This window comes from Streptomyces torulosus (genome assembly GCF_001419765.1).
In the GTDB taxonomy this organism is placed as follows: domain Bacteria; phylum Actinomycetota; class Actinomycetes; order Streptomycetales; family Streptomycetaceae; genus Streptomyces; species Streptomyces torulosus.
On the sequence record NZ_LIRK01000490.1, the window covers coordinates 1 to 21,268 of the forward strand.

A 21,268-nucleotide genomic window follows, 5' to 3' on the forward strand; every position below is an offset into this window, starting at 1 on the left:
TTACGAACACTGTCCCATATTTCGAACAAGTTAGGTCTTGGCGCCCTTTGCTCCAGACCTTTGACGGGCCAGCCGTCTCCGCCATCCCCACCCACGCCCCCGCTCCCCCGACACGAAACAAGGATGTCTCTGTCATGAGCAGTACTCCCGTAATGGCCGGTGTGGAACAGCTACGGCGGCGCGCTTGGCAATGCGCGCAGAGGGGCCCCTCTCTCATCCGCCGACTCTTCGCCACGGCGACGGCGCTCATCGCGTTCGTCACGGTCGGTACCGCGGTGGCCGCGCCCGAGGCACAGGCGGCCACGACGACGTTCACGAACCCGCTCAACAGTTCCGGTGCCGACCCGTACATGACCTACTACAACGGCAACTACTACCTGATGACGACGCCGTACAGCGGGCCGCTGACGATGCGGAAGGCGCCCACGATCGCGGCGCTCAAGTCGGCCGCGCCGGTACCGGTGTTCAGTGCCCACGCCGCCGGTCGTGACCGCCAAGTCTGGGCTCCGGAGATGCACTTGCTCGACGGCCCCAACGGCAAGCGCTGGTACATCTACTACTCCGCCGGCGGGGGCGACATCGAGGACCAGCGCGTGCACGTGCTGGAGAGCGCCGGCACCGACCCGCTCGGCCCGTACACGTACAAGGGCATGATCTTCGGCGCGAACGACTGGTGGGGCATCGACGGAAGCGTCGTCACCATCAACGGCCGCCTGTACTTCACCTGGTCGGGGGTGCCGACGCCGCAGTGGGCGGGGTCCAACCCGAGCATCTACATCGTCGCGCTGAGCAACCCCTGGACCGTCACAGGACCCCGTACGCAGATCTCGACCCCCACCTACGCCTGGGAGACGCAGCGCACTCCGATGAACGAGGGCCCGGTCGCCTTGCAGCACGACGGGAAGACCTTCATCTCCTACTCGGCGAGCGCCTGCCAGGGACCGGACTACAAGCTGGGTCTGCTCACCCTCACCGGCAGTGACCCGCTGAGCTCGAGTTCATGGACGAAGAGCAGCGAGCCGGCCTTCCAGCGAAGCGACGCGAACAGTGTGTACGGTCCGGGCCACAACGGCTTCTTCAAGTCTCCGGACGGGACCGAGGACTGGATCGTCTACCACGCCAACTCCTCATCCACCCAGGGCTGCGGCGCCACCCGCACCACCCGGATCCAGAAGATCACATGGAACCCGGACGGATCGCCGAACCTCGGCGTGCCGGTGGCGACGAACACGGCGCTCACCGTGCCCTCCGGTGAACCGGCGGTGACCTACTACCGGTTGGCCAACCGCAACAGCGGCAAGGTCATGGACGTCCAGGCACCCAACACCGACGACGGCGCGAAGATCGGCCAGTACACCTGGAACGGCAAGCCCTGGCAGCAGTGGCGCTTCGTCGATGTGGGCAACGGTTACTTCCAGATCGAGAGCCTCAACAGCGGCAAGTGCCTGGACGTGAACGCCGCGTCCACCGCCGACGGCGCCGGCATCATCCAGTACCGCTGCCACGCCGGTGCGAACCAGCAGTTCTCCTGGGTCGCCACCGACGGGTACCACCAGCTCAGGGCCCGCCACAGCGGCAAGTGCGTCAACGTCGTCGGCGCCTCGACCGAGAACCTCGCCCTGCTGGAACAGCGCACCTGCGGCACAGCAGCCAGCTTCCAGTGGTCGCGTTCCTGACGACCCGCTTCCACCCCGTCACGACACCCGCGGAGAGACAGGTAACACAGCCGGAGCCCTGAACAGGCCGGCGGCGACACTGGTCGCCGCCGGCCTGTTCTTCGCCTCGAATGGTGAGAGTGGTTCTCCGTCCGAGTCTCGTGTGCGGTTCCGCTGGTCGGACAGCACGGTCAAGGACGCGCCTTGGGGAGCACGACTGGCGGGTCCGCCAGGGCCGGGCCGCTCGGGTTCTCGGCCTACGAACCGTGCGCCGGGGGTTGGGCCACCACGCTCTCACGATCTGAGTCTCTGTTTCGCGAAGCGCTTGTGGCGTCCACCCGGCGCACGGGCCGCGTCAGGCCGCTCAGGCGGTCGTGGGCACGAGCCGCCACTGCTGGCAGTTGTTGTTCAGCCAGGACCACTGCCGGATGTCGGTGCCGTCGGTCGCGGGGCAGTTGGCGATGTCGGCGACCTTGCCGGTGGCCACGTTCACCAGTCGGCTGGAGTCGTCGGCCATGTCCTCGATGCGCCACTTCTGGCTGGCGCCGCCGGTGCAGCTCCACTGGAAGATGTTGGCGCCGTCGGCGGTGTTGCCGCCCTCGACGTCGAGGCACTGGCCGCTGTTGCGGTTGACGATGGTGTACGCGGTGGGCGTGGTCGCGGTCTCACCGGACGGGCCGGCCAGCGTCGCGCCCAGGGCGACCGGGGTACCGAAGTCGGGCGTGCCGTCGGCGTTCCAGGTGAACTTTTGCGCGCGGGTGGTACGGGAGTTGCCGCAGCCGGCGGTGGCTGAGCTGTTGGCGTGGTAGACGATCCAGTTCTCGGTGCCGTCGGGTGAGGCGAAGAAGCCGTTGTGACCCGGACCGTAGGCGCCGTTTGCATCACTGCGCTGGAAGACCGGCGTCTGCTTCTTCGTCCAGGACGCAGGGCTCAAGGGGTCGCTGCCGGTGAGCTCCAGCTGGCCCAGCTTGTAGTCGGGTGTCTGGCAGTCGCTGGCCGAGAAGGTCAGGAAGGTCCGGCCGTCGTGGTAGAGCGGCTCGGGACCTTCGTTGACGGGGTTCCGGACGGTCTCCCAGCTCAGGGTGGGACTAGAGATGATCTTGAAAGGGCCACTGAGCGTGTACGGGTTGCTCATCGGGGCGATGACCAGGCTCTGCATACTTGTACGTGTACGCGCCCATCGGGGAGCAATGCTCAGATCCTGTGGATCGGCCCCGGGAGGACGTACCTTCCCGAGCGATTGATCGATAGGTCACCGTGCAAGACCGACGTTCGCGGCGTCGGTCGGGAAGGCACCTTCATGCTCACCGTAGTCAACGAAGACGGCGCCACGCGAGATGGGTCGTCGCTGCTGGACGAGATCGTCCGGGAGGGCGCCCGCAGGATGCTGGCCGCCGCGCTGGAAGCCGAGGTCAATGCATACATCGCCGAGTTGGCCGACCAGCGGGACGAGAACGGGCGGCGGCTGGTAGTGCGCAACGGCTATCACCAGCCGAGGAAGGTCACCACCTCGGCCGGGACCGTGGAGGTGAAGGCCCCGCGGGTGAACGACAAGCGCACCGACCTCGATACGGGCGAACGCAGGCGGTTCTCCTCGGCGATCCTGCCGCCTTGGGCCCGGAAGTCCCCGAAGATCAGCGAGGTGCTGCCGCTGCTCTACCTGCATGGGTTGTCGTCTGGGGACTTCGTGCCCGCGCTGGAGCAGTTCCTCGGCAGTTCGGCCGGGCTGTCGCCGGCCACGGTCACGCGGCTGACGCCCAGTGGCAGGCCGACCACGCTGCCTTCATGGACCGCGATCTGTCGGCCACGGACTACGTGTACGTGTGGGCCGACGGCATTCACCTGCGCATACGCCTGGAGGAGGCCAAGGCTGCCGTGCTGGTGGTGATGGGCGTGCGGGCGGATGGCACCAAGGAGCTGATCGCGCTGGCCGACGGTTATCGCGAGTCGACGGAGGCGTGGGCGGGCCTGCTGCGCGACTGTGCCCGCCGGGGCATGCGCGCCCCGGTGCTGGCCGTCGGGGACGGCGCGCTCGGCTTCTGGAAGGCCCTGGCCGAGGTGTTCCCCGACACCCGCGAACAAAGATGCTGGGTTCACAAAACCGCAAATGTTCTCGATTCCCTGCCGAAGTCGGCCCAGCCCGCGGCCAAGCGCGCCATCCAGGACATCTACAACGCCGAGAACAAGGAGCAGGCCCGCAACGCCGTCGCCATATTCGCCAAGCAGTACAACGCGAAGTACCCCAAGGCGGTCAAGAAGATCGTGGACGATGAGGACGAGCTGCTGGCGTTCTACGACTTCCCCGCCGAGCACTGGATCCATCTGCGGACCACGAATCCCATCGAGTCGACGTTCGCTACCGTGCGGCTGCGGACCAAGGTGACGAAGGGTGCCGGCAGCCGGGCCGCCGGGCTGGCGATGGTTTTCAAGCTGGTCGAGTCAGCCCAGGCCCGCTGGCGGGCTGTGAACGCACCTCACCTCGTCGCTCTGGTCCGTGCCGGGGCCCGCTTCGACCGCGGCCACCTCGTCGAACGCCCCGAGACCCTCTCGGCGTGAGCAGCCTCAGCCGATCCGCAGAGGCCGGGAGGATCTCAGGCACTCTTGCGCCGTATGTGCAGGTGGCCATCGCGGGGGAAGGAGGGCGGTGCCGCGGGCAGGATGGTGTCGAAGTCGTAGCGGCTCTTCTGTGCAACCCGGCACGATGCCAGGTTGTCCACCTGGTGCAGGAGTTCGAGACGCTCCAGCCCGTCGGTTTCGAAGGTGTCGAAGGCCCAGCTGGTGAGTGCCTCCAGAGCGCGGGAGGCCACCCCCCGCCCGCGAGCGTGCGCCGCGGTCCAGTAGCCCACTTCGGCCGCCGGTTTGTCGGAGGTGACTTCCTTGAGGACCACGTTGCCCACCAACTGTTCGCGAACTGAACCGGGTTGTGCCTCAAGGACGGCGAAGCCGAACCGGTCCCCCGCTGCCCAGCCCTGCTGCTGAGCCTGCACCCAGCGTGCCCCGTCGGCATCGTTGTCCACGACAGAGTTCGCCCACTGGCGCAGTGCGGGATCCCGGCTCACCTCGACCAATGCGGCAACGTCCTCCAAGCGCCAGGGGCGAAGAACGAGAGCGGGAGAGACCGGCGACGCGGGGACCTGAAGTACGACCGGGGCACTCATCAACCGATCATATGCGGCGGCGTTTTCACTCGACGCCAGCCGCGTCCGCCCCATGCCGCCTTGCGACCGCCCCGTCATTGCTGTGTCCGGACGCGCAGAGCCTGGACGGACCAATCGAACACTGGAGCCAGACTCTCCGGGGCCGGCCAGCCGTTGACCACTGCGAGCAGCTGGAGGTACCGCTCCCTGCGGGGGTCACTCTCGCTCTCCAGCCGAGTCGCCAGCCGGCGGCGAAGCTCAACGTCGTCGGGGCGGCCGAGGAGGTGCGCGCAGTGCGCCGTGAACGCCGCGACGATCGGATCGGCCTGGGGCGAGGCCGGGTCGATGCCCGCGGTCAGGGCCGGCCCGACCTGGTCACGGACGACTGCGGCAATGTCGCGGCGCGGGCCCATCATGTCGCTTCGGGTCTGCTCGGCTGCAAGGTCCTCGGCCATCCGCCGCACGACGGCGCGGAAACCCGGGTCCAGAGACATTTCGGCCAACTCCACCCACGCCTGGACCTGCTCTGCCTCCGGGTTGTCGGGCAGCTCGGGGGTCATCGAGCGCATGACCCCCGCGAATGCGGGGGCGGCGTCAAGACCGCCGAAGACGGCGTCGAGGAAATCGCCGATCAGACGTCGGCGTTCGTCCTCGGAAAGCTGGGCCAGCCGGTGCATGAGTTCCGTCTCCTCAGGTGTGGACCCGCGCTCGGCCACCGCCATCAGCACCGCGCGCCGCAGGCGCGCGACGCGGATCTGCACTGCCAGTGCTTCGGCGTGCGCCGCGGCGACCTCGGGAAGCGAGAGCTCGCGGTCCACAACCTTGCGGATCGTGGGAAGGTCCAGTCCCAGCTCGCGCAGGGTCCGTACGAGGTCCAGGCGTGCGACGGCATCGATGTTGTAGAGGCGGTAGCCGGCCGGGCTGCGGTCCGTCGGCGCCACGATTCCGCGATCGGAGTAGAACCGAATGGTCTTGACCGTGAGACCGGTCCGTCGAGCAAGCTCGCCGATCGAGTAGAGCGTGTCGCCGTCCATGCCCCCACCTTTGTGTCTCCCCCTACTGGAGACTCAAGTCCTTCGCCTGCCAGCAGGCAACCGCTCCTCATCCACAAGTCTTGACAATTCCTCCCCATCGGGTCGGCACCCGAACTCTCGAGCACATGGGTGCGCTGGGTGTCACGGCAGGCGGCGCCGGCCTGCCCTGCCGAGTAGTACAGGTACCACTTGCCGTCGAGGAAGTGGATCTCCGGGGCCCAGATGTCGGCGTTGCGGCCCGCCGTGGTGTCCGACCAGATCTCGACGCTCGGGGCCTTGCTCAGCCCGGCGAGAGTGGGGGACTTCCGCATGAGCAGCTCACCGGTGAACGAGGTCGTCACCAGGTAGTAGTTGCCGTTGTAGTACTCCAGCCAGGGGTCGGCGCCCTACTGCGACTTGACCGGGTTGGTGAACGGCTGGCCCTGCGCTGCGGCAGTGGGCTGCGTGACAGCGACGAGCAGGGAGGCGATCAGGGACAGCAGCGCTGCCCCGAGCATCGCCCGGCGACGATTCGACCGTTGACGGTTCATGGTGTGGAGCACGACGGGTCCTTCCAGCACCTCCTCCGAGCGACTCCCCCTCCGCTCGTTCGATATCACGATCGATGTTCGTATTGTCGGACGGAATTGAGGTTCGCCGGGTTTGGCGTCAAGGGGTCGACTCCGGCGCGTTCGTCGGCCCGCTGCTCGGTGACCTGTTACCGCTCGTGGACCTCGGCGCCGCCTGCCTCGCCAGTGGCGGCGTCTTCTCACCCTCGTCCTGACCGGTTCTCAAGGCTTTCCCGTCCGGGGCGTGGAGACTCTTCGCGTGCGGCGGGCCGGAAAGGAGGAGCCGAGATCGCCGCATCCATTGGGACGCCAGCGGGTGGCAGATGTGCCGGTTCGTTCGCGCAGCTCCGGTCCTTGGGGTCGGAGCTGCCCGAGGGTTACCGGACACCGGGGTGGGTCACTGGGTGTAGAAGGTGGCGTCCGCCCGGGCGGTCGTCGTGCTCACAGCCTGGACGTACAGCAGGTAGTTGTAGTGGCGGATGTAGCGGCCCGGGAGGTTGTACGACTCGTACGAGACCCCGGCGGAGTCCGCGAGGCCGGCCCGGGCCATGAAGGAGGCGTCACCGGCGAACAGCGCCGTCCCGTCGTTCTTCTCCACCCACACCTCGTTGTTCTTGTGGCGCAGGAAGTAGCCGGGGAAGTTCGCCGACTCCAGGGAGACGGTTCCGCTGCCGGTGAGTCCGGTGACGACGCGGAACTGCGAGTCGGCGAGCGGGGCGACGTTCGCCTCGATCTTCGCGCGGTACTCCCAGTGCCGGATGAACCGGTCGGGGAAGTTGTACGAGGACAGCCGGATCGGGGTGAGACCGTCGGCGACCGGGATGCCGAAGTCGGGGGTGCCGTCGGCCTTCCAGTAGATCTTCTGCACGCGGGTGCGGCGGTTGGGGTCGTTGAGCGGGGAACCGCTGATGTCCTTGTAGCTGCGGTCGTGGTAGACGAGGATGTCCGACTTGCCGTCCTCGGAGACCGTGAACTGGTTGTGCCCGGGGCCGTACTGGCTGGTGGCGGCGAAGCTGGCGAAGACCGGGCCCGCGGACTTGGTCCAGGACGAGGCGCTGAGCAGGTCGTCCGAGGCGGACGCGGTCAGCATGCCCATGCAGTAGTTGGCATCGGTGGCGCTGGCCGAGAAGGTCATGAAGACCTTGCCGCCCCGCTGGAGCACGGCCGGGCCCTCGTTGACCGTCGCACCTCCGGCCTTCTCCCACGAAGCGGTCGGCCGGCTGAGCAGGACCGGTGTGCCGGTGATGGTCCACGGGTTGGACATCTGGGCAATGTAGATGTTGGTGCCGAGGCCGAACACGGGCGGGTTGTCCTGCGCCCAGGCGAGGTAGCGCGTCCCGTTCACGGCGAAGGTGGTCGGGTCCAGGGAGAAGGTGTCCAGCGGCAGCGCGATACGGCCCTTCTCCGTCCAGGTGCCCGTGATCGGGTTCGCGTCCGCGCACTCCAGCACGTAGGGCCGGATCCTCCATCTGTCGTTCGCGGCGCCGGCGGAGAAGTAGATGTACCACTTGCCGTCGATGAAGTGGATCTCCGGGGCCCAGATGTAGCCGCCCATCTCACCGGTGGTGTGCTTGGTCCAGATGGTCGTCTCGGGGGCCGACGTGAGCCCCTGGATCGTGGTGGCACGGCGCAGAACGATGCGGTCGTACGCCGGCACCGTGGCGGTGAAGTAGTAGAAGCCGTCGGTGTGCTGGAAGATGTGCGGGTCGGCACGCTGCTCGGCGATGGTGTTCGTGTACGTCACACCGGGCGACGCGGGCACAGCGGCGCGGGCGGTACCGGCCGAGACACCGGTGACAGTGGCGGCGGCCGAGCCGGCGATCAAGCCGAGGATCGTCCGACGGGTGAGCTCAGGTCTCACAGAGTGCTCCCTCTGGTACCGGCGGTGCGGAGATACCGTTGATGTCGGTATATCGAACGCGGTTCGTAGAATCGGTCAGAAGATAGGTTCTGCGCCTACTCCGGTCAACGCTTCCGTCAAATGCATTTGTCAGTCCCCGACCGCGAACAGCCGCCCGGAAACGGACCGGTTTCGCCCCTGCAGTGGTGTCGGCGCGCAGGCGAAGCAGCCGTCGTAGTCCCACCGCGACCCGGCCCGCCACGTCGAGGAGGTCCGTCGCGTCGGGCTGGAGGGTCGCGAGGGTCTGTACATGGATTTCGAACGCGGCGACGGCGTCCTCGGCCGAGTCCGGGTCTCATCCGCCGGGCCGCGCGATGTCGCGCAGCTCGAAAGCGGCGTCGGCCATGGCCCGTCCCACATCCCGACGCGCGGCGCGGCGTCGGCCGGCCCCTCCCCTGCGGCTGTCGGCTCCGCCGTCGGCGTGGTCCTGGTCGTGCTCGGTCCGGTGCTCAGTCGACGGCATTGGGGCTGCTCATGACGGAAGTCTGCCGCCTCGCCGACGTTGGTGACTAACCCTCGCGGCTCCAGCTGCTGCACTTCGCACGCCGGGTGGTGGTGCAGCAGGCGAGGGCAGCCCTGACCCAGATCGATCACTGGATCGCCTACGAGGAACGGCGAGCGGCCGAGGAGTAGTTGTCAGTTCCTGTGGATCAGTTGCGGTCGACCAGGCCGCGAGGGTGGCGGAGCCTTCGATGAGGTTGCAGGCTGGCCCCCGCTCACGAGCGCATGATGCAGAACTCGTTGCCATCGGGGTCCTGCATCGTGATCCAGTCCTCACGCTCGGCCTGAACCGTTGCCCCGAGTGCGCATAGCCGCTTGACCTCTGCGGCTGCATCGGTCGTGCTCAGGTCGAGATGGACCCGGTTCTTGGCCCGCTTGTCCTCTGGCACCAGTTGGAAGAAGATGCGAGGCAGCCTGCCGTCTGTGCCGACGAGCAGGACAGTGGGGTCGTCCTCCGGGTCGTTGATGCCCAAGGAACGTAGCCGCGTCAGCTCCTCCTCGTCGTATGGCGCGATTTGGTAGTCGTCCAGGGCCTGAGCCCAGAATCGGGCGGCCGACGCCGGATGAGGGCTGTCGAAGACGATGTCCTTGATGGATGCCACAGGACTCCCTTCAGGAACGGATGACTTCAGCGAGGTGATCCGAGCCGTCCGTGGTGAGCAACTGGCGCAAACCGTAGTTCAGTTGCTGTGGTTCAGGCCGCGCTGAGCTCGGGTCGTTCGACGAGCTGGCCTCGTTCGAAACGGGCTCCGGCGCGGACGAGGGCGACGAGGTGGGGTGCGTTCACGGCCCGCCACCGCTGTTGGGCGGACTCGACGAGTTTGAAGACCATCGCGAGGGCGGCAGCGCGGGAGCCGGCCCCGCGGGTGACCGTGGTCCGCAGGCGGACCGTGGCGAAGGTGGACTCGATGGGGTTGGTGGTGCGCAGGTGGATCCAGTGTTCGGCGGGGAAGTCGAAGAACGCCAGCAGCTGGTCCTGGTCGTCGGTGATCTTCTTGACGGCCTTGGGGAACTTCACGCGGTAGAGCTGCGCGAACGTCGTGATCGCTGCCTGTGCGTGTTGCTTGTCCTCGGCGTTGTAGATGTCCTGGACAGTTTTCTTCGCGCCGGGCTGCGCGGACTTCGGCATGGCGTCGAGCACGTTTGCGGTCTTATGACCCCAGCACCTCTGCTCGCGGGTTTCGGGGAAGACCTCGGCCAGGGCCTTCCAGAAGCCAAGGGCGCCGTCGCCGACCGCGAGGACGGGGGCGCGCATGCCCCGGCGGGCGCAATCGCGCATCAGGTCGGCCCAGGACTCACCCGATTCGCGGTACCCGTCCTTGAGCGCGACCAGTTCCTTCGAGCCGTCGGCGCGGACACCGATGAGCACCAGGACACAGGCTTTGGCCTCCTCCAGGCGGACGTTGAGGTGGATGCCGTCGGCCCACACATACACGCAGTCGACCTCCGCGAGGTCGCGGTCCATGAACGCTGTGTGGGGTCGGCTTGCCACTGCTGCGTGAGCCGGGTGACCGTGGCTGGGGAGAGCCCAGCCGAGCTGCCCAGGAACTGCTCCAGGGCGGGCACGGAGTCGCCGGAGGACAGTCCGTGCAGGTAGAGCAGCGGTAGCACCTCGCTGATCTTCGGGGACTTGCGACACCACGGCGCCAGGATCTTCGAGGAGAACCGCTTGCGCTCGCCCGTGACCTCGTCGACAAGCCGGTCGTTGACGCGCGGAGCGGTGACCTCGACCGGGCCGGCCCCAGTGACGACGGTGCGGGTCCGGTGGCGGCCGTTGCGGACGACCAGGCGCCGTCCGTGTTCATCGGACTCGGCCGCCAACTCGGCTATGTACTGGTTGACTTCCGACTCCAGGGCGGCGACCGGCATCCGACGGGCTCCCTCGCGGACGATCTCGTCGATCAGGGAGCCGGACCGGGTGGAGCCGTCGTCGGTGACTACGCTGAGCACGGGCGTGCCTTCCCGACCCGCGCTGCCAACATGGACCTGCTCGGAGACCATCCGGGGATCACTCGGGAAGGTCGCCCTTCGCGTTCCTGCCGGAACCGATCCACAGGTCTCCTGTATTGCTCTGGCCGCCCCGCCCTTCCAGCCAGGCCGGAACAGGCAGCAAAGCCCGGACGAGTTGCCATTCGGCCTCCGTTATGACCGAGCCGTAGCAAGGAGCGCGGGCTGGGCGGTCCGCCGCGTCGCCGAAACTGTGCGCGAGGCAGTTACACGACTGAGAAGCCTAGTTGGACTCCACACACGCGAGCGCGAAAGACTGCGGATGGCGTCCCGCCGGGTGGTGTAGCCGATCAAGGCGCCGGAATCCGCAGGTCGGGGGGACGGTTGTCCCCCCGACCTTGCAGGGCAACTCGCCCCAGCGGAGCGCCGCTTGGACTTCCCCCTTTGGGGAGATGGTCAGGGGTCTCGTACCGGAACGCGTACCCCCTTGATCCCCTACACCACGACACGGGACACGACCAGACTGTGCAACAGGGCCTCCCGGAACAGCTCGTTGGCTTCCACAACCCCGAGCTACCGCGAGGCCCTGCCGTCATGCGCCGACCGCATCGCGATCACCCGATCAGGACCCTGGTTCGACCAGGCAAGCACGTCGATCGGTAAGCGGATGGCTTCTCACTGGCTGGGACTCCTCCCTGCCAGTGTGTGGCGTGACGGAGCGATGCCGGGAGTGATCTTTGTGAGAATTCCGGGGTTGAGCTGCTGGCCCGGGATGGTGCTGCCGCGTCCGGGACTCTGTCCGCGCGAAGGCTGCAGGGGTCCCTGGTGATCAATCGTCGTCGGCTCCATCTGTTTCTGCGGCCGCGGCCGCGCTCTCGGCGCGGTCCAGGATGCGGGTCAGCTCCGTGAGGTCGGTGGCAGTGACGGCGATCCCGGACGGCTGTCGGCCGTCGCCGCCCGCGTCGCGGTCCGTACCGCAGGCGGTGGTGAGGGCGGCACAGAGCACCACCCCGGCGGCCAGGGCCGCACCGCGGGCCGGGAGCGTCACGGGGTGCCCCCATTGGCGGTGGTGTTCGCCTTGCACCAGTCGGAGACCTTCGCGAGGTCCTTGCTCCGCTGCTGAAGCGTGGGAACAAGTGACTTGCGGTATGCGAGCCGGCCGTTGAGGTAGGTCTCCACCGCGCCGTGGCCCGCCGCCTTGGCGTTGTCGACCCGCTGCTGGAGCCGCGCGATGGAACCACGCACGCTCACCGGGCCGTTCAGGCGAGTCAAAGACTTGTCGATGCGCTTGTCGATCCGCACGGCACGCTTGCACAGCGCCTGCGCCCCGTCCCCCGTGGGGCCCGCACTCGGACTGGATGTGGGGCTGCCGCCGTCGGCGGCAACCACCCCTGAACCCCCGATGAGCAAAGCGAGGCAGGCAACTGCCGTCACGGTGGTCTTCCTTCGCAGCATGAGGTTCTCCTTCTGCCATCTGTTGCGGCACTCCGCCGCTCAGGCAGAAGCTAGGAGTCGGCTTTGTGGAAACTCTGTGGTTCCCGCGCGCCCGCGTTGAGCCAGTCCCGGTGCAGCAGGGGCAGGGTCAGGGCTGCTGTGTCCTGTGTGTCGACGAGGGGAAGGCGTACTTCGAATCGTGCGCCGGGCCCGCCGGGTCGGTCCTGGACGGTGATCCGCCCGCCGTGCAGAGCCGTCTGCTGAGCGACCAGCGTCAGCCCCAGGCCGGAGCCGGGGCTGTCGGGGCGCCTGCAAAAGCGCTCAAAGACGGATGCCCGCGCCGCGGGCGGAATACCCGGCCCGCGGTCGTCAACGGTGAGGACGGCGGTCGGGCCATTCGTCTCATGGACGCGAAGCACCGAGATGCTGACCTGGGCCGGGCGAGCATCCGTACTGCCGTGGACGAGGGCGTTGGTCAGGAGGTTGTCCACCACCGAACGCAGGCCCTGCTCCCAGCCCTGCACGCGCAGGCCGTCAGGGGCGTTCACCAGCACCTCCGCGTCCGGGTGGCGCCGCCGTAGATCGGCCACGGCTGCGTCCACAACATCTACCAGGTCGAGGGGGCCGAAGGCATCCGCCTCGACCAGGTCCCCCTCGGTGAGTGCGCGGAGCATCACCAGCAGAGCCAGCACCCGGCCGTGCTCCCGCCGTAGATCCTCCAGTACCTCGGCCCGTTCTGTCTCCGGCAGACGGAGGTGGCCGATGAGGATGTCGAGGTTGGTTCCCATGCTCATCAGGGGATTGCGCAGTTCGTGTGAAGCGGCCGCGGCGAACGAACGGGCGGTGGCCAATGCCTCTGTCGTACGGCCGGACTGCTCGTCATAGCGGGCAAGCGCGGTCTGCAATGCGCGGGCGAGATCGTCGACCTCGGTGATCCGGCTCGGAGTGTGATCCAAACGGGCCGTGCTGGTCCGGGGGTCGAGGCCGCCGGCACGCTGCTGGAGTCTGCGCAGGGGGCGGGCGGCGTGGGCGGTGGCAGCCCAGGCCAGCACGCCGGCCACCGGGGCACTGAGCAAGGCGGTGGCGACCATCCGCCGCCGCACGAAGCCGAGTTGGGTCCTGGCGGCGGTGTCGGGTGAGAACAGCCACAGTGTTCCCCGGACCCCGGGCGCCGAGCCGGTCACAGGCACCGAGAGAACGCGCCAGCGGGCTCCCTCGGCCCGCACCGTCACCGGCACACGCTCTTTGGCGGGCAACGCGACCGAGGCGTCGGGCTGCGGGCCGCCCGACACGGTGCCGCCGGGACCGGTGAGTCGTATGCCGACATCCAGCGCGGAGGTGAACAGTTGCCGCTGCCGGGCCTCCTCGACCGTGGGACGGTCCTTGGCGGCAGCGCGCAGGAGTGCTTTGGCGTCCGGAAGCGCGGCTTGTGCGCGTTCACGCAGATAGTCGTCCTGCTGGGCGTGCAGGTCGTGGGCGACCATCTGCAGCAACAGGGCGCCCGCCGCCAGCACCACCAGCGGTACGAGCATGCCCACAGCCAGCGCGACCCGGGTGGACAGCCTCATCGCTCGCTCCCCTTCGGTGCCCGGTCATCGCGCAGCACGAATCCGACCCCGCGCACCGTGTGCAGGATCCGGGGCCGGCCGCCCGCTTCCAGCTTGCGCCTCAGATAACTGACGAAGGTGTCCACGACATCCGTACGCACGTCGAAGTCGTATCCCCACACCCGATCGAGCAACTGCTCACGCGTGAGCACCAGACCGGCGTTGCGTACCAGCGCTTCCAGCAGTCCGAACTCACGCCGGGTGAGCGTCAGCGGTGCTCCGTCCAGCCGGGCCTCGCACCGTCCGGGATCGATCACCAGGCCTCCGGCACACACCTCGTCGTTGACCACCGGGGGTCTGCGGCGCAGCAACGCGCGCAACCGCAGCACCAACTCCTGCAGAGCGAACGGCTTGACCAAGTAGTCGTCGCCCCCCGCCTGCAGGCCGGCCACCCTGTCGGCCAGTTCGTCCAGGGCGGAGAGCATCAGCACGGGCACGTCGTTGCCCTCGTCCCGCAGCGTCCGACATACCTCGATCCCGCTCGGGCCGGGCATCGAGACATCCAGCACCACCACGTCCGGCGCCTTGCCCCGGGCAGCGGCGAGCGCGCTGTGGCCGTCGTCCGCGAGGAGCACCGAGAAACCGTCAAGCCTCAGTCCGCGTTCCAGAGAGCGTCGGACGGCCGCGTCGTCGTCGGCGACCAGCACCCGCTCGCCATCATGTATGTCGGTTCTCACGGCGGCGATAGTACGTGCGCCGAAGCGGCGCCCGGACCTGCTCCTTGGGATCACAGAGTCTCCACAAGGACGTCCCTGCTGTCCCTCCCCTGCCTCCGTGGGCCCGTCAGTGTCTCCGTGCCCGAGATCTGGGACGGGGCTGGACATCGGCAACCAGCACCGCCATTGCATGGTGATCGATGGGCAGGGCGGGCGGGCCCCCAGTACGGCAGTTGACTGCTGCCACCGCCCCACGATCATCCCGCGGGTGAACGCACCCTGCGACTCAGCGAGTACGCAACGAGGTCTCGGCCGCGCGCGGCCTTCCGCCGGTACCGGGGACAGAGAGTGGCGATACCGGCTGCTGGACGACCGCCAAGGGTGTGGATCGGTTGCGAGCGGGCGTTCTTCGACACCTGCACCACCGCCCCGAGGACTTCATCGCAGGGGCCAAGGGGCCCCTCCTCCCGCACCAGAAGAAGTCCCCCGTCGCCCCCTGACCGGTCACGGAAGCAGGCCGCAGAACAGGTCGAGGTCGCATGGGCACCGCCAGGATCCACAAGGTTTCCACAGAATTCGCCGTTACGGTTCGGCCGCCTGCGCCGAAGGGGTGCGGGCCGGGCCACTCGAGGCGACCACGTGCTCCGCGAACGGGCCCTCCGGACCGCACACGAGACTTGGCCGGCAGTATCGTCCACCGCGCCCGCGGCAGAGCACCCACAGGAGAACAGGTGTTCCAGCGTCAGGCATTGGCGGGACGTCACCGCGTCGGTACCCGCCTCGGCAGCGGAGGAATGGCCGAGGTGTACCTGGCTCAGGACATGCGGCTCGGGCGTACGGTGGCGATAAAGACATTGCGTGCCGACATGGCCTTCGACCCGTACTTCCACGAGCGATTCCGCCGCGAGGCAAGGTCGGCGGCATCACTGAACCACCCGTCATTGGTGGCTGTCTACGACAGCGGCGAGGAACAACTCACCGGCGGAGGCGTCCTGCCGTACAGCGTGGTGGAGTACCTGCCCGGGACGACACTCGCCGAGAGGCTGCGCTCCGAGACTCCCCCCACGCTCCAGCAGGCGCTGGAGCTGACGGACGGCGTCCTGCGGGCACTGGAACACGCCCATGGGGCAGGCCTCGTCCATCGTGACGTCAAGCCTGCCAACGCCATGCTGACCGCCGACGGCGCCGTCAAGATGATGGACTTCGGCATCGCGCGGGCCATGTCGGGCCAGGAGACGGCGATCACCGAGGCCTCCATAGTGATCGGCACCGCGGAATACCTGTCGCCGGAGCAGGCCACCGGGCAGCCCGCGGACGCGCGCAGCGACCTGTACGCGGTCGGCTGCCTTTTCCATGAGCTGCTGACCGGACGCCCTCCCTTCCATGGCGGCTCTCCCCTCTCGGTCGCCCACCGACAAGTCCAGGAAACACCGCCAGCCCCCTCCGAGCTCGTACCTGGCGTTCCCCCGGAGGTGGACGCGCTGGTCCTGAAGGCGCTCGCGAAGGACCCGGCACAACGTCACCAGGATGCTCCGGCGATGCGGGCCGCCGTTGCCGCGGTGCGGACCTCACTGACGGCCGAAGTTCCAACCACCGCAACCCTCCATTTCGACTCGGGGCGGAGCGAGCCACCATCAGCCACCACACGCAAGGCAAGGAGCCCCCGCCGTCGAACACGCCCCCGCCGCGTCCTTCCCGCCGTGGCCGTCTCGCTGGTCATCGCACTCGGCGGTGCAGGAACGTCCGCCTGGCCGAGCCTCCACTCCCCTGCCGAGTCCGGACAGCATCAAGTGCCCGCTCCGGACCTGCTCGGAAGAACACTGCCGGACGCACGGGCCCACGCCCGGACCACCGGATTCCGCCTGGTGCGCAGCAGCTCGGGTGCCTGCAGCGACCCCAGGCCAACGGAGGGCCGCGTCTGCGGCCAGAGTGCGTCTGCCGGCTCCCTGCTCGATCAAGGCTCGGTCATCACCGTCCTTGTCTCCCCCCGGGGGGACCGGCGCACAGACACCGCATCGGCCTCTACGACACACAATGAGAAGCTGGTGACGACCCCATGGGCGCCCAGCGCGGCGCTGTTCGCCCTCGGATCGACACCTCGTTCGGAGACAAGACCAACAAGTGAGCGAAGCATGCAAACCCGGGCTGTCGGGCCGAGACGGAGCGGCCACACCATGACCACAGTCGTTTCGGTGCTGCCCTCCGGACGCAGTTTCAGCTTCGCCGCCCAGCTGCGGGGCATGCCCAGCGGCACATGGATCCACGCGGCCACGGTGAGAGGCGCCGCAGCCGCCGGACTGGGGGCCGCACGACGATCTCGGGGGGTCTGCGTCGACGGCGCCTTCGTCCTGGACCGCCAGAACCCGGTGCTGGTTGACGGGGAGCAGTTCTTCGCCGAGGCCGCGACCCGTGGCAGTACCGCCGTGGCCGTCGCACCCCCGCACAAGGTCCGCTCCCACCTCGGAAAGGGCCGCACCGCGTTACCCACGCCGTGATGACGACCGCACAGAATTCCGGGGCGTCCTGTCCGAAGGGACCGGAGCGCTCGCTGAGGGGGACATCAATGGACGGGGATACGATGGTGTTGGCGTTCGACGAGACGGCGACGAAGCTGGTCGGCAGGGCTGCCGAACTGGCACGATTCGACTCAGTGATCGGCCGTGTGGGACGGGACGACGCTCCCGCCGTGATCGACGTCGCCGGAGACGCCGGCATGGGCAAGAGCCGACTGCTCAGCGAGTTCTGTGCGCGGGCGCGGCGGCGGGGGCTGACCGTGCTGCGCGGCAGGGCCACGGAGTACGAACTGCACACCCCGTTCCAGGCGTTCACGGACGCGTTCGTCGACGCCGATCCCTCCTTCCTTGCCTCGGACGCCGTGCCCGAGGCGGCGGCACCCCTCCTGTACGGCGCCGGCGCGGCGCAGCACGCGGCACCGGGCACGGGCGTCCGCGACCGCTTCGGCCTCTACCGCGGAGTCGCGGATGTGCTGACCAGGCTCGGGGAGCGGAGCGGGCTGGTGATGGTGCTGGACGACCTGCACTGGGCGGATCCCGCGTCCTTGGAGCTGCTGGACCACATGATTCGGCACCCGGTGCGCGGGCGGGTGCTGCTGGTCGTGGCCCGCCGCGAACGGCAGACGCCGCCCCGGCTGGACGTCGCGCTCATGCGAGGCGTCGACGGCGGAGCCGTTCTGCGCATGAGACTGCGACCGCTGGCCGAGCAGGAGTCGATCGAGGTACTGGCCCCGGATCTGCCACCGCGCGACGCCAAGGAGATCTACGAGGCCAGCGGGGGCAACCCGCTCTACCTCCGCTGCCTCCTGCACTCCCACCGCCGCGGCGCACGGCGGGGCGGCGTCGCCGCTCGCGGCCACTACGACACCGGAACCGGGGCACCGAGCGGACTCGCCGCCCTGCTCCTGGAGGAACTGACCGCGCTGCCTGCGGCACAGCAGCGGACCGTCGAAGTGGTGGCGGTCCTCGGAGACCATGCCACGCCCGCCATGGTGAGTCTGGCGACCGGGAACCCCACGGCGGCTGAACTCGACGACCGCATCGGCGCGCTGGCGCGCCGGGATCTGCTGCGCCTTGGCTCCGACGGCCGCTGGACACTTCGCCACCCACTGCTGCGGGCGTCGATCTACGAGCACACCCCCGCATCCCGGCGTGCCGAGATCCACCGCACCGCCGCGGACGAACTGGCCAGGACCGGCGCTCCCGTCGCCGAACGCGCCCACCACGTGGAGAGATCACTGGTCGGCTGGGATCCCGCGGCGGCAGCCGTCCTGAGCGAGGCCGCCACCCAGTTCGCCCACACGGCACCCGCCACGGCCGCACATCTGCTGGAGGTCGTCCTGCGGCTCATGCCGGACACGCCCGCCCACGCGAAGCGGCGCGGCGAGCTGACGTTGGCGCGTGCAAGAGCACTCGGTGTGGGTGGCAGCCTGCGTGAGAGCCGTGATCTGCTGCACACACTGATCAGCGGCCCGGGCGAGGACGACGCGTCGCTGCGCGGGGACGCGACGGCGCTGTGCGCCATGATGGAACGCCACCTCGGACACTCCCCTGAAGCCCTCGCCCTGCTGCAGCGGGAACTGGCCCGCACTCCCGGTCCCGAGCCGCGCCAGGCGGTCTCTCTGGGACTCGCCCTCGGCATGGCCGCCCTGAACACCGTCTCCTACGCCGAGGTACGAGACGACATCGCGCGGACCCTCGCGGTGGCCCGCTCACACGGCGATCTCATGGGAGAGACAGCGGCCCTGGCGCTGGCGTCGCTGGGCGAGGCCTACGAAGGACAGGCCGCGGCGGCGCGCCGGTTCGCCGACGCCGCGGCCGGGCTCGTGGACGGCTTCACCGATCCCGCCGTCACGGAAATCTCCGAGTCGCTGGTCTGGCTGGCCTGGGCCGAAGCCGTGCTGGAGCGCTACGCCGACGCGGAACGCCACGCCGACCGGGGGCTGGACATCGCCCGCCGCAGCGGCCAGGTCCACGTTTTGCCTCACCTGCTCACCGGCAAGGCCTTCGTGCAGCTCACCACTTGCCGGCTGCCGGCCGCTCTGGAGTCGGCAGAGGAGGCGGAATCCGTCGCACGAGCCATCGGCAGCAGCGATCTCCTGGCCTTCACACTGTGCTTCAAGGCACTGATCCTCCTCCTGTGCCGCCCCCTGGGCGACACCGGTGCCCTGACGACCGCCGAGGAGGCCGTGGCCGCGGCCGGCGGAAGCGCACACTGGTGGGCCTCACTTGCCGGATGCATGCTCGGCCACACCGCGCTCGTCGGTGGCGAGCCGCACCGGGCACAGACCGCCATCCTGACGGCGGGCGGTCACGAACTGCTGAAACTGCAGCCGTCGATCCGCCCGGGCCAACTGGAGACCCTCGTCAACACCGCCCTCGCGGTCGGCGACGCCGAGCAGGCCGCGCGCTGGGCCGCACAGGCGGTCGCGGAGGCTGAACGGATGGGGCTGCACGGTCAGCGGGGCGCGGCGCTGCGCGCCCAGGCGGCGCTCGCCCAGCATCGGGGCGACCCACGCGCGGCCGCCAGTCTCTTCGAACGCGCCGCGCAGGCGTACGCACCCTCCGGTGCGACGCTCTGGGAGGCGTACTCCCTGCTCCTGGCCACCCCCCAAGCGCAGGCCGCGGGCGACGCCCGACGCGCTGCCGCGATGTGGAGACGGGCCCGCCGTCTGCTCGCCGACGGCGACGCACGCCTGTTGTCCGACCTGGCCGTGATCGTGCGCCCACCGGGCGAGGAAGCTGACTCGCGCAGGCCGATGGAGCCCGACCGGCCCACCACAGGGCCGACACACACGGAAGAACCCCTGAGCACGCCCACAGAACTCGACCAACTGACCAGACGGGAAAGGGAGATAGCCGATCTCGTCGCGGAAGGACTGAGCAACCAGGCCATCGCGACGAAGCTGTTCCTCAGCACCCGCACGGTCGAGAGCCACCTGTCGGCCATCTACCGCAAGACCAAGTTGCCCTCCCGGTCAGCACTGGCGGGCCTCGTGACGCGCGTCGCCCTCGAAGGGCGGACCGAACAGAACCCGGAGCCAGTGCTCTTCGGAGCGAGACGCTCTCCCAGAGACCGTTCCTGACCGCTCTGGTTTTTACGTTCGGTTGCGGTCCGCTGCGCGGCACTGGGCCTTCGTCGAGCCCGGCGAGCGGGAAGCGGAGGCTGCGACCGTCGCCATGGGCGCCACCGCGGCCTGGCGGCCTTGGGCGAGGCCCTGGTCCCAGCCGAGGTGCGGCACTCGCCTCACGGAACGTATTCGTGCGGGAACCATGGCGATGTCACGGCTGCGCGTCCATCCCGGGCGTGGCCACCGACCGCATCAACGGGCCCGGTAGGGCAACGCGATGCCCGAAGAGCCGCGCGCGGTTAGGAGCTGTCCGGGCGATCATGTGACCGCCTCGTGCCTGGGTCGTTGTGGTGGGCATGGGGCGGGGCGATCTGACAGATGACGAGTGGGAGCGGTTGCGTCCGTTCCTGCCAGTGAGCAATGGACGTTGTGGCCGATGGCGGGATCATCGACAGGTGATCGACGGAATCCTGCACCGGGTTCGGACCGGAGTGCAGTGGCGGGATCTTCCCGAGCGGTTCGGCCCCTGGAAGACCGTCTATGAACGCCACCGGCTGTGGTCGGCCGACGGCACGTGGGAACGTCTGCTGCAGCAGGTCCAGGCCGCTGCCGACGTCGCGGGCGAGATCGACTGGGACATCTCGGTGGACTCCACCATCGTGCGCGCCCATCAGCACGCGGCCGGAGCCCGGACGGAACCGCCGCCAGCCCCCGTGTCAAAGGGGGCCGAAGCGGCAGAACACCAGGACGAGACACCCTGGCAAAGCCTGCTCGCCCGGCTGGTGGAGGTGGTGCAGGAGGTGAGGGCCTGGGCCGCTCGCGGGGCGGGTTCACCAGCGAACTCCACCTGAGCGCGGACGGCCTTTGCCGCCCGCGTTCCGCGGGTCGGTCCCGGTCGGCCCCGCACGAAGCCCGACAGCATCGCGGCCGACAAGGGATACAGCAACGGCCCGTGCCGCGAGTACCTGCGGCGCCGGGGCATCCGGCACACCATCCCCGAGAAGTCCGACAGCCAGGCCGCCCGCCGGCGCAAAGGCTCACGAGGCGGACGGCCACCCGGCTTCGACGAAGACCGGTACAAGAAGCGCAACACCGTCGAACGAGCGATCAACAGGCTGAAGCAGTCCCGGGCCGTGGCCACTCGCTATGACTGTGAGGATGATCGGGCGCCGCTCCGAGCGGTGGCCTGACTCGCGCTATGACTGGCCTCGTGCCTTGAGTTTGATCTGTCGGCCGCCTGTTCGGAGCGTGCTTGCTGCCGCCGG

Annotated in this window: 12 protein-coding genes and 5 pseudogenes; 6 read left to right on the plus strand and 11 right to left on the minus strand. The window is 68.7% G+C overall.

Going from position 1 to position 21,268, the window contains the following annotated elements; translation table 11 throughout:
* Nucleotides 1-134: 134 nt before the first annotated feature.
* Nucleotides 135-1,676, plus strand: coding sequence for a family 43 glycosylhydrolase (locus AOK23_RS30745; protein ID WP_107102909.1), 1,542 nt, complete (start codon nt 135-137; stop codon nt 1,674-1,676).
* Nucleotides 1,677-2,034: 358 nt separating this feature from the next.
* Here AOK23_RS30745 and AOK23_RS30750 read toward each other — a convergent pair.
* Nucleotides 2,035-2,817: pseudogene (locus tag AOK23_RS30750) on the minus strand (family 43 glycosylhydrolase); the annotation flags it as partial.
* A gap of 138 nt (nt 2,818-2,955) precedes the next feature.
* Here AOK23_RS30750 and AOK23_RS30755 point away from each other — a divergent pair.
* Nucleotides 2,956-4,211 (plus strand): annotated as a pseudogene (locus tag AOK23_RS30755) (IS256 family transposase).
* 35 nt (nt 4,212-4,246) lie between these two features.
* Here the strand turns inward: AOK23_RS30755 and AOK23_RS30760 are convergent.
* From AOK23_RS30760 to AOK23_RS30770, 4 genes and pseudogenes are all read right to left on the minus strand, one after another.
* Nucleotides 4,247-4,813, minus strand: coding sequence for a GNAT family N-acetyltransferase (locus AOK23_RS30760; RefSeq protein WP_169800351.1), 567 nt, complete (start codon nt 4,811-4,813; stop codon nt 4,247-4,249).
* Nucleotides 4,814-4,887: 74 nt separating this feature from the next.
* Nucleotides 4,888-5,826 (minus strand): MerR family transcriptional regulator, encoded by a 939-nt coding sequence (locus AOK23_RS30765; protein ID WP_055715848.1) that lies wholly within the window; start codon nt 5,824-5,826, stop codon nt 4,888-4,890.
* Between the two features lie 92 nt (nt 5,827-5,918).
* Nucleotides 5,919-6,323: pseudogene (locus AOK23_RS47195) on the minus strand (family 43 glycosylhydrolase); the annotation flags it as partial.
* A gap of 448 nt (nt 6,324-6,771) precedes the next feature.
* Nucleotides 6,772-8,199, minus strand: a complete 1,428-nt coding sequence (locus tag AOK23_RS30770) for a family 43 glycosylhydrolase (RefSeq protein WP_055715855.1) — start codon at nt 8,197-8,199, stop codon at nt 6,772-6,774.
* A 325-nt stretch (nt 8,200-8,524) separates the two neighbouring features.
* Here AOK23_RS30770 and AOK23_RS48145 point away from each other — a divergent pair, with 325 nt between their 5' ends.
* Nucleotides 8,525-8,752, plus strand: a complete 228-nt coding sequence (locus AOK23_RS48145) for a hypothetical protein (protein ID WP_157878203.1) — start codon at nt 8,525-8,527, stop codon at nt 8,750-8,752.
* A gap of 238 nt (nt 8,753-8,990) precedes the next feature.
* Here AOK23_RS48145 and AOK23_RS30775 read toward each other — a convergent pair whose 3' ends face one another.
* The 6 genes and pseudogenes from AOK23_RS30775 to AOK23_RS30800 all read right to left on the minus strand — a co-directional run bounded on the left by AOK23_RS30775 (nt 8,991) and on the right by AOK23_RS30800 (nt 14,440).
* The gene (locus AOK23_RS30775; RefSeq protein WP_055715849.1) at nt 8,991-9,377 is read right to left on the minus strand and encodes a VOC family protein; all 387 of its coding nucleotides are present in this window, start codon (nt 9,375-9,377) and stop codon (nt 8,991-8,993) included.
* Between the two features lie 92 nt (nt 9,378-9,469).
* Nucleotides 9,470-10,725: pseudogene (locus AOK23_RS30780) on the minus strand (IS256 family transposase).
* Between the two features lie 826 nt (nt 10,726-11,551).
* Complete coding sequence (locus AOK23_RS30785; protein WP_055715850.1) at nt 11,552-11,770, minus strand: hypothetical protein; 219 nt, start codon at nt 11,768-11,770, stop codon at nt 11,552-11,554.
* Nucleotides 11,767-12,177 carry a hypothetical protein gene (locus AOK23_RS30790; protein WP_055715851.1) on the minus strand — a complete coding sequence of 137 codons (411 nt, stop codon included), beginning with the start codon at nt 12,175-12,177 and terminating at the stop codon, nt 11,767-11,769. The genes AOK23_RS30785 and AOK23_RS30790 overlap by 4 nt, the downstream gene beginning before the upstream one ends.
* 50 nt (nt 12,178-12,227) lie before the next feature.
* Nucleotides 12,228-13,724: a sensor histidine kinase gene (locus AOK23_RS30795; RefSeq protein WP_055715852.1), complete on the minus strand. Its 1,497-nt coding sequence runs from the start codon at nt 13,722-13,724 to the stop codon at nt 12,228-12,230.
* Nucleotides 13,721-14,440 carry a response regulator transcription factor gene (locus tag AOK23_RS30800; RefSeq protein ID WP_240496643.1) on the minus strand — a complete coding sequence of 240 codons (720 nt, stop codon included), beginning with the start codon at nt 14,438-14,440 and terminating at the stop codon, nt 13,721-13,723. Before AOK23_RS30800 ends, AOK23_RS30795 begins: the two co-directional genes overlap by 4 nt.
* A 710-nt stretch (nt 14,441-15,150) precedes the next feature.
* On the opposite strand from AOK23_RS30800, the gene AOK23_RS30805 reads away from it, so the two are divergent.
* From AOK23_RS30805 to AOK23_RS45785, 3 genes and pseudogenes are all read left to right on the plus strand, one after another.
* Nucleotides 15,151-16,914: a protein kinase domain-containing protein gene (locus tag AOK23_RS30805; protein WP_420823765.1), complete on the plus strand. Its 1,764-nt coding sequence runs from the start codon at nt 15,151-15,153 to the stop codon at nt 16,912-16,914.
* Nucleotides 16,915-16,982: 68 nt separating this feature from the next.
* Nucleotides 16,983-20,018, plus strand: a complete 3,036-nt coding sequence (locus AOK23_RS30810) for a helix-turn-helix transcriptional regulator (RefSeq protein WP_240496644.1) — start codon at nt 16,983-16,985, stop codon at nt 20,016-20,018.
* 341 nt (nt 20,019-20,359) lie between these two features.
* A pseudogene (locus AOK23_RS45785) lies at nt 20,360-21,193 on the plus strand (IS5 family transposase).
* Nucleotides 21,194-21,268 lie beyond the last annotated feature (75 nt).

Coding starts and splice junctions, on each gene's coding strand:
- AOK23_RS30790 (WP_055715851.1), bottom strand. CDS start 12,177: ATGCTGCGAAGGAAGACCACCGTGACGGCAGTTGCCTGCCTCGCTTTG.
- AOK23_RS30765 (WP_055715848.1), bottom strand. CDS start 5,826: ATGGACGGCGACACGCTCTACTCGATCGGCGAGCTTGCTCGACGGACC.
- AOK23_RS30795 (WP_055715852.1), bottom strand. CDS start 13,724: ATGAGGCTGTCCACCCGGGTCGCGCTGGCTGTGGGCATGCTCGTACCG.
- AOK23_RS30745 (WP_107102909.1), top strand. CDS start 135: ATGAGCAGTACTCCCGTAATGGCCGGTGTGGAACAGCTACGGCGGCGC.
- AOK23_RS30760 (WP_169800351.1), bottom strand. CDS start 4,813: ATGAGTGCCCCGGTCGTACTTCAGGTCCCCGCGTCGCCGGTCTCTCCC.
- AOK23_RS30810 (WP_240496644.1), top strand. CDS start 16,983: ATGGACGGGGATACGATGGTGTTGGCGTTCGACGAGACGGCGACGAAG.
- AOK23_RS48145 (WP_157878203.1), top strand. CDS start 8,525: ATGGATTTCGAACGCGGCGACGGCGTCCTCGGCCGAGTCCGGGTCTCA.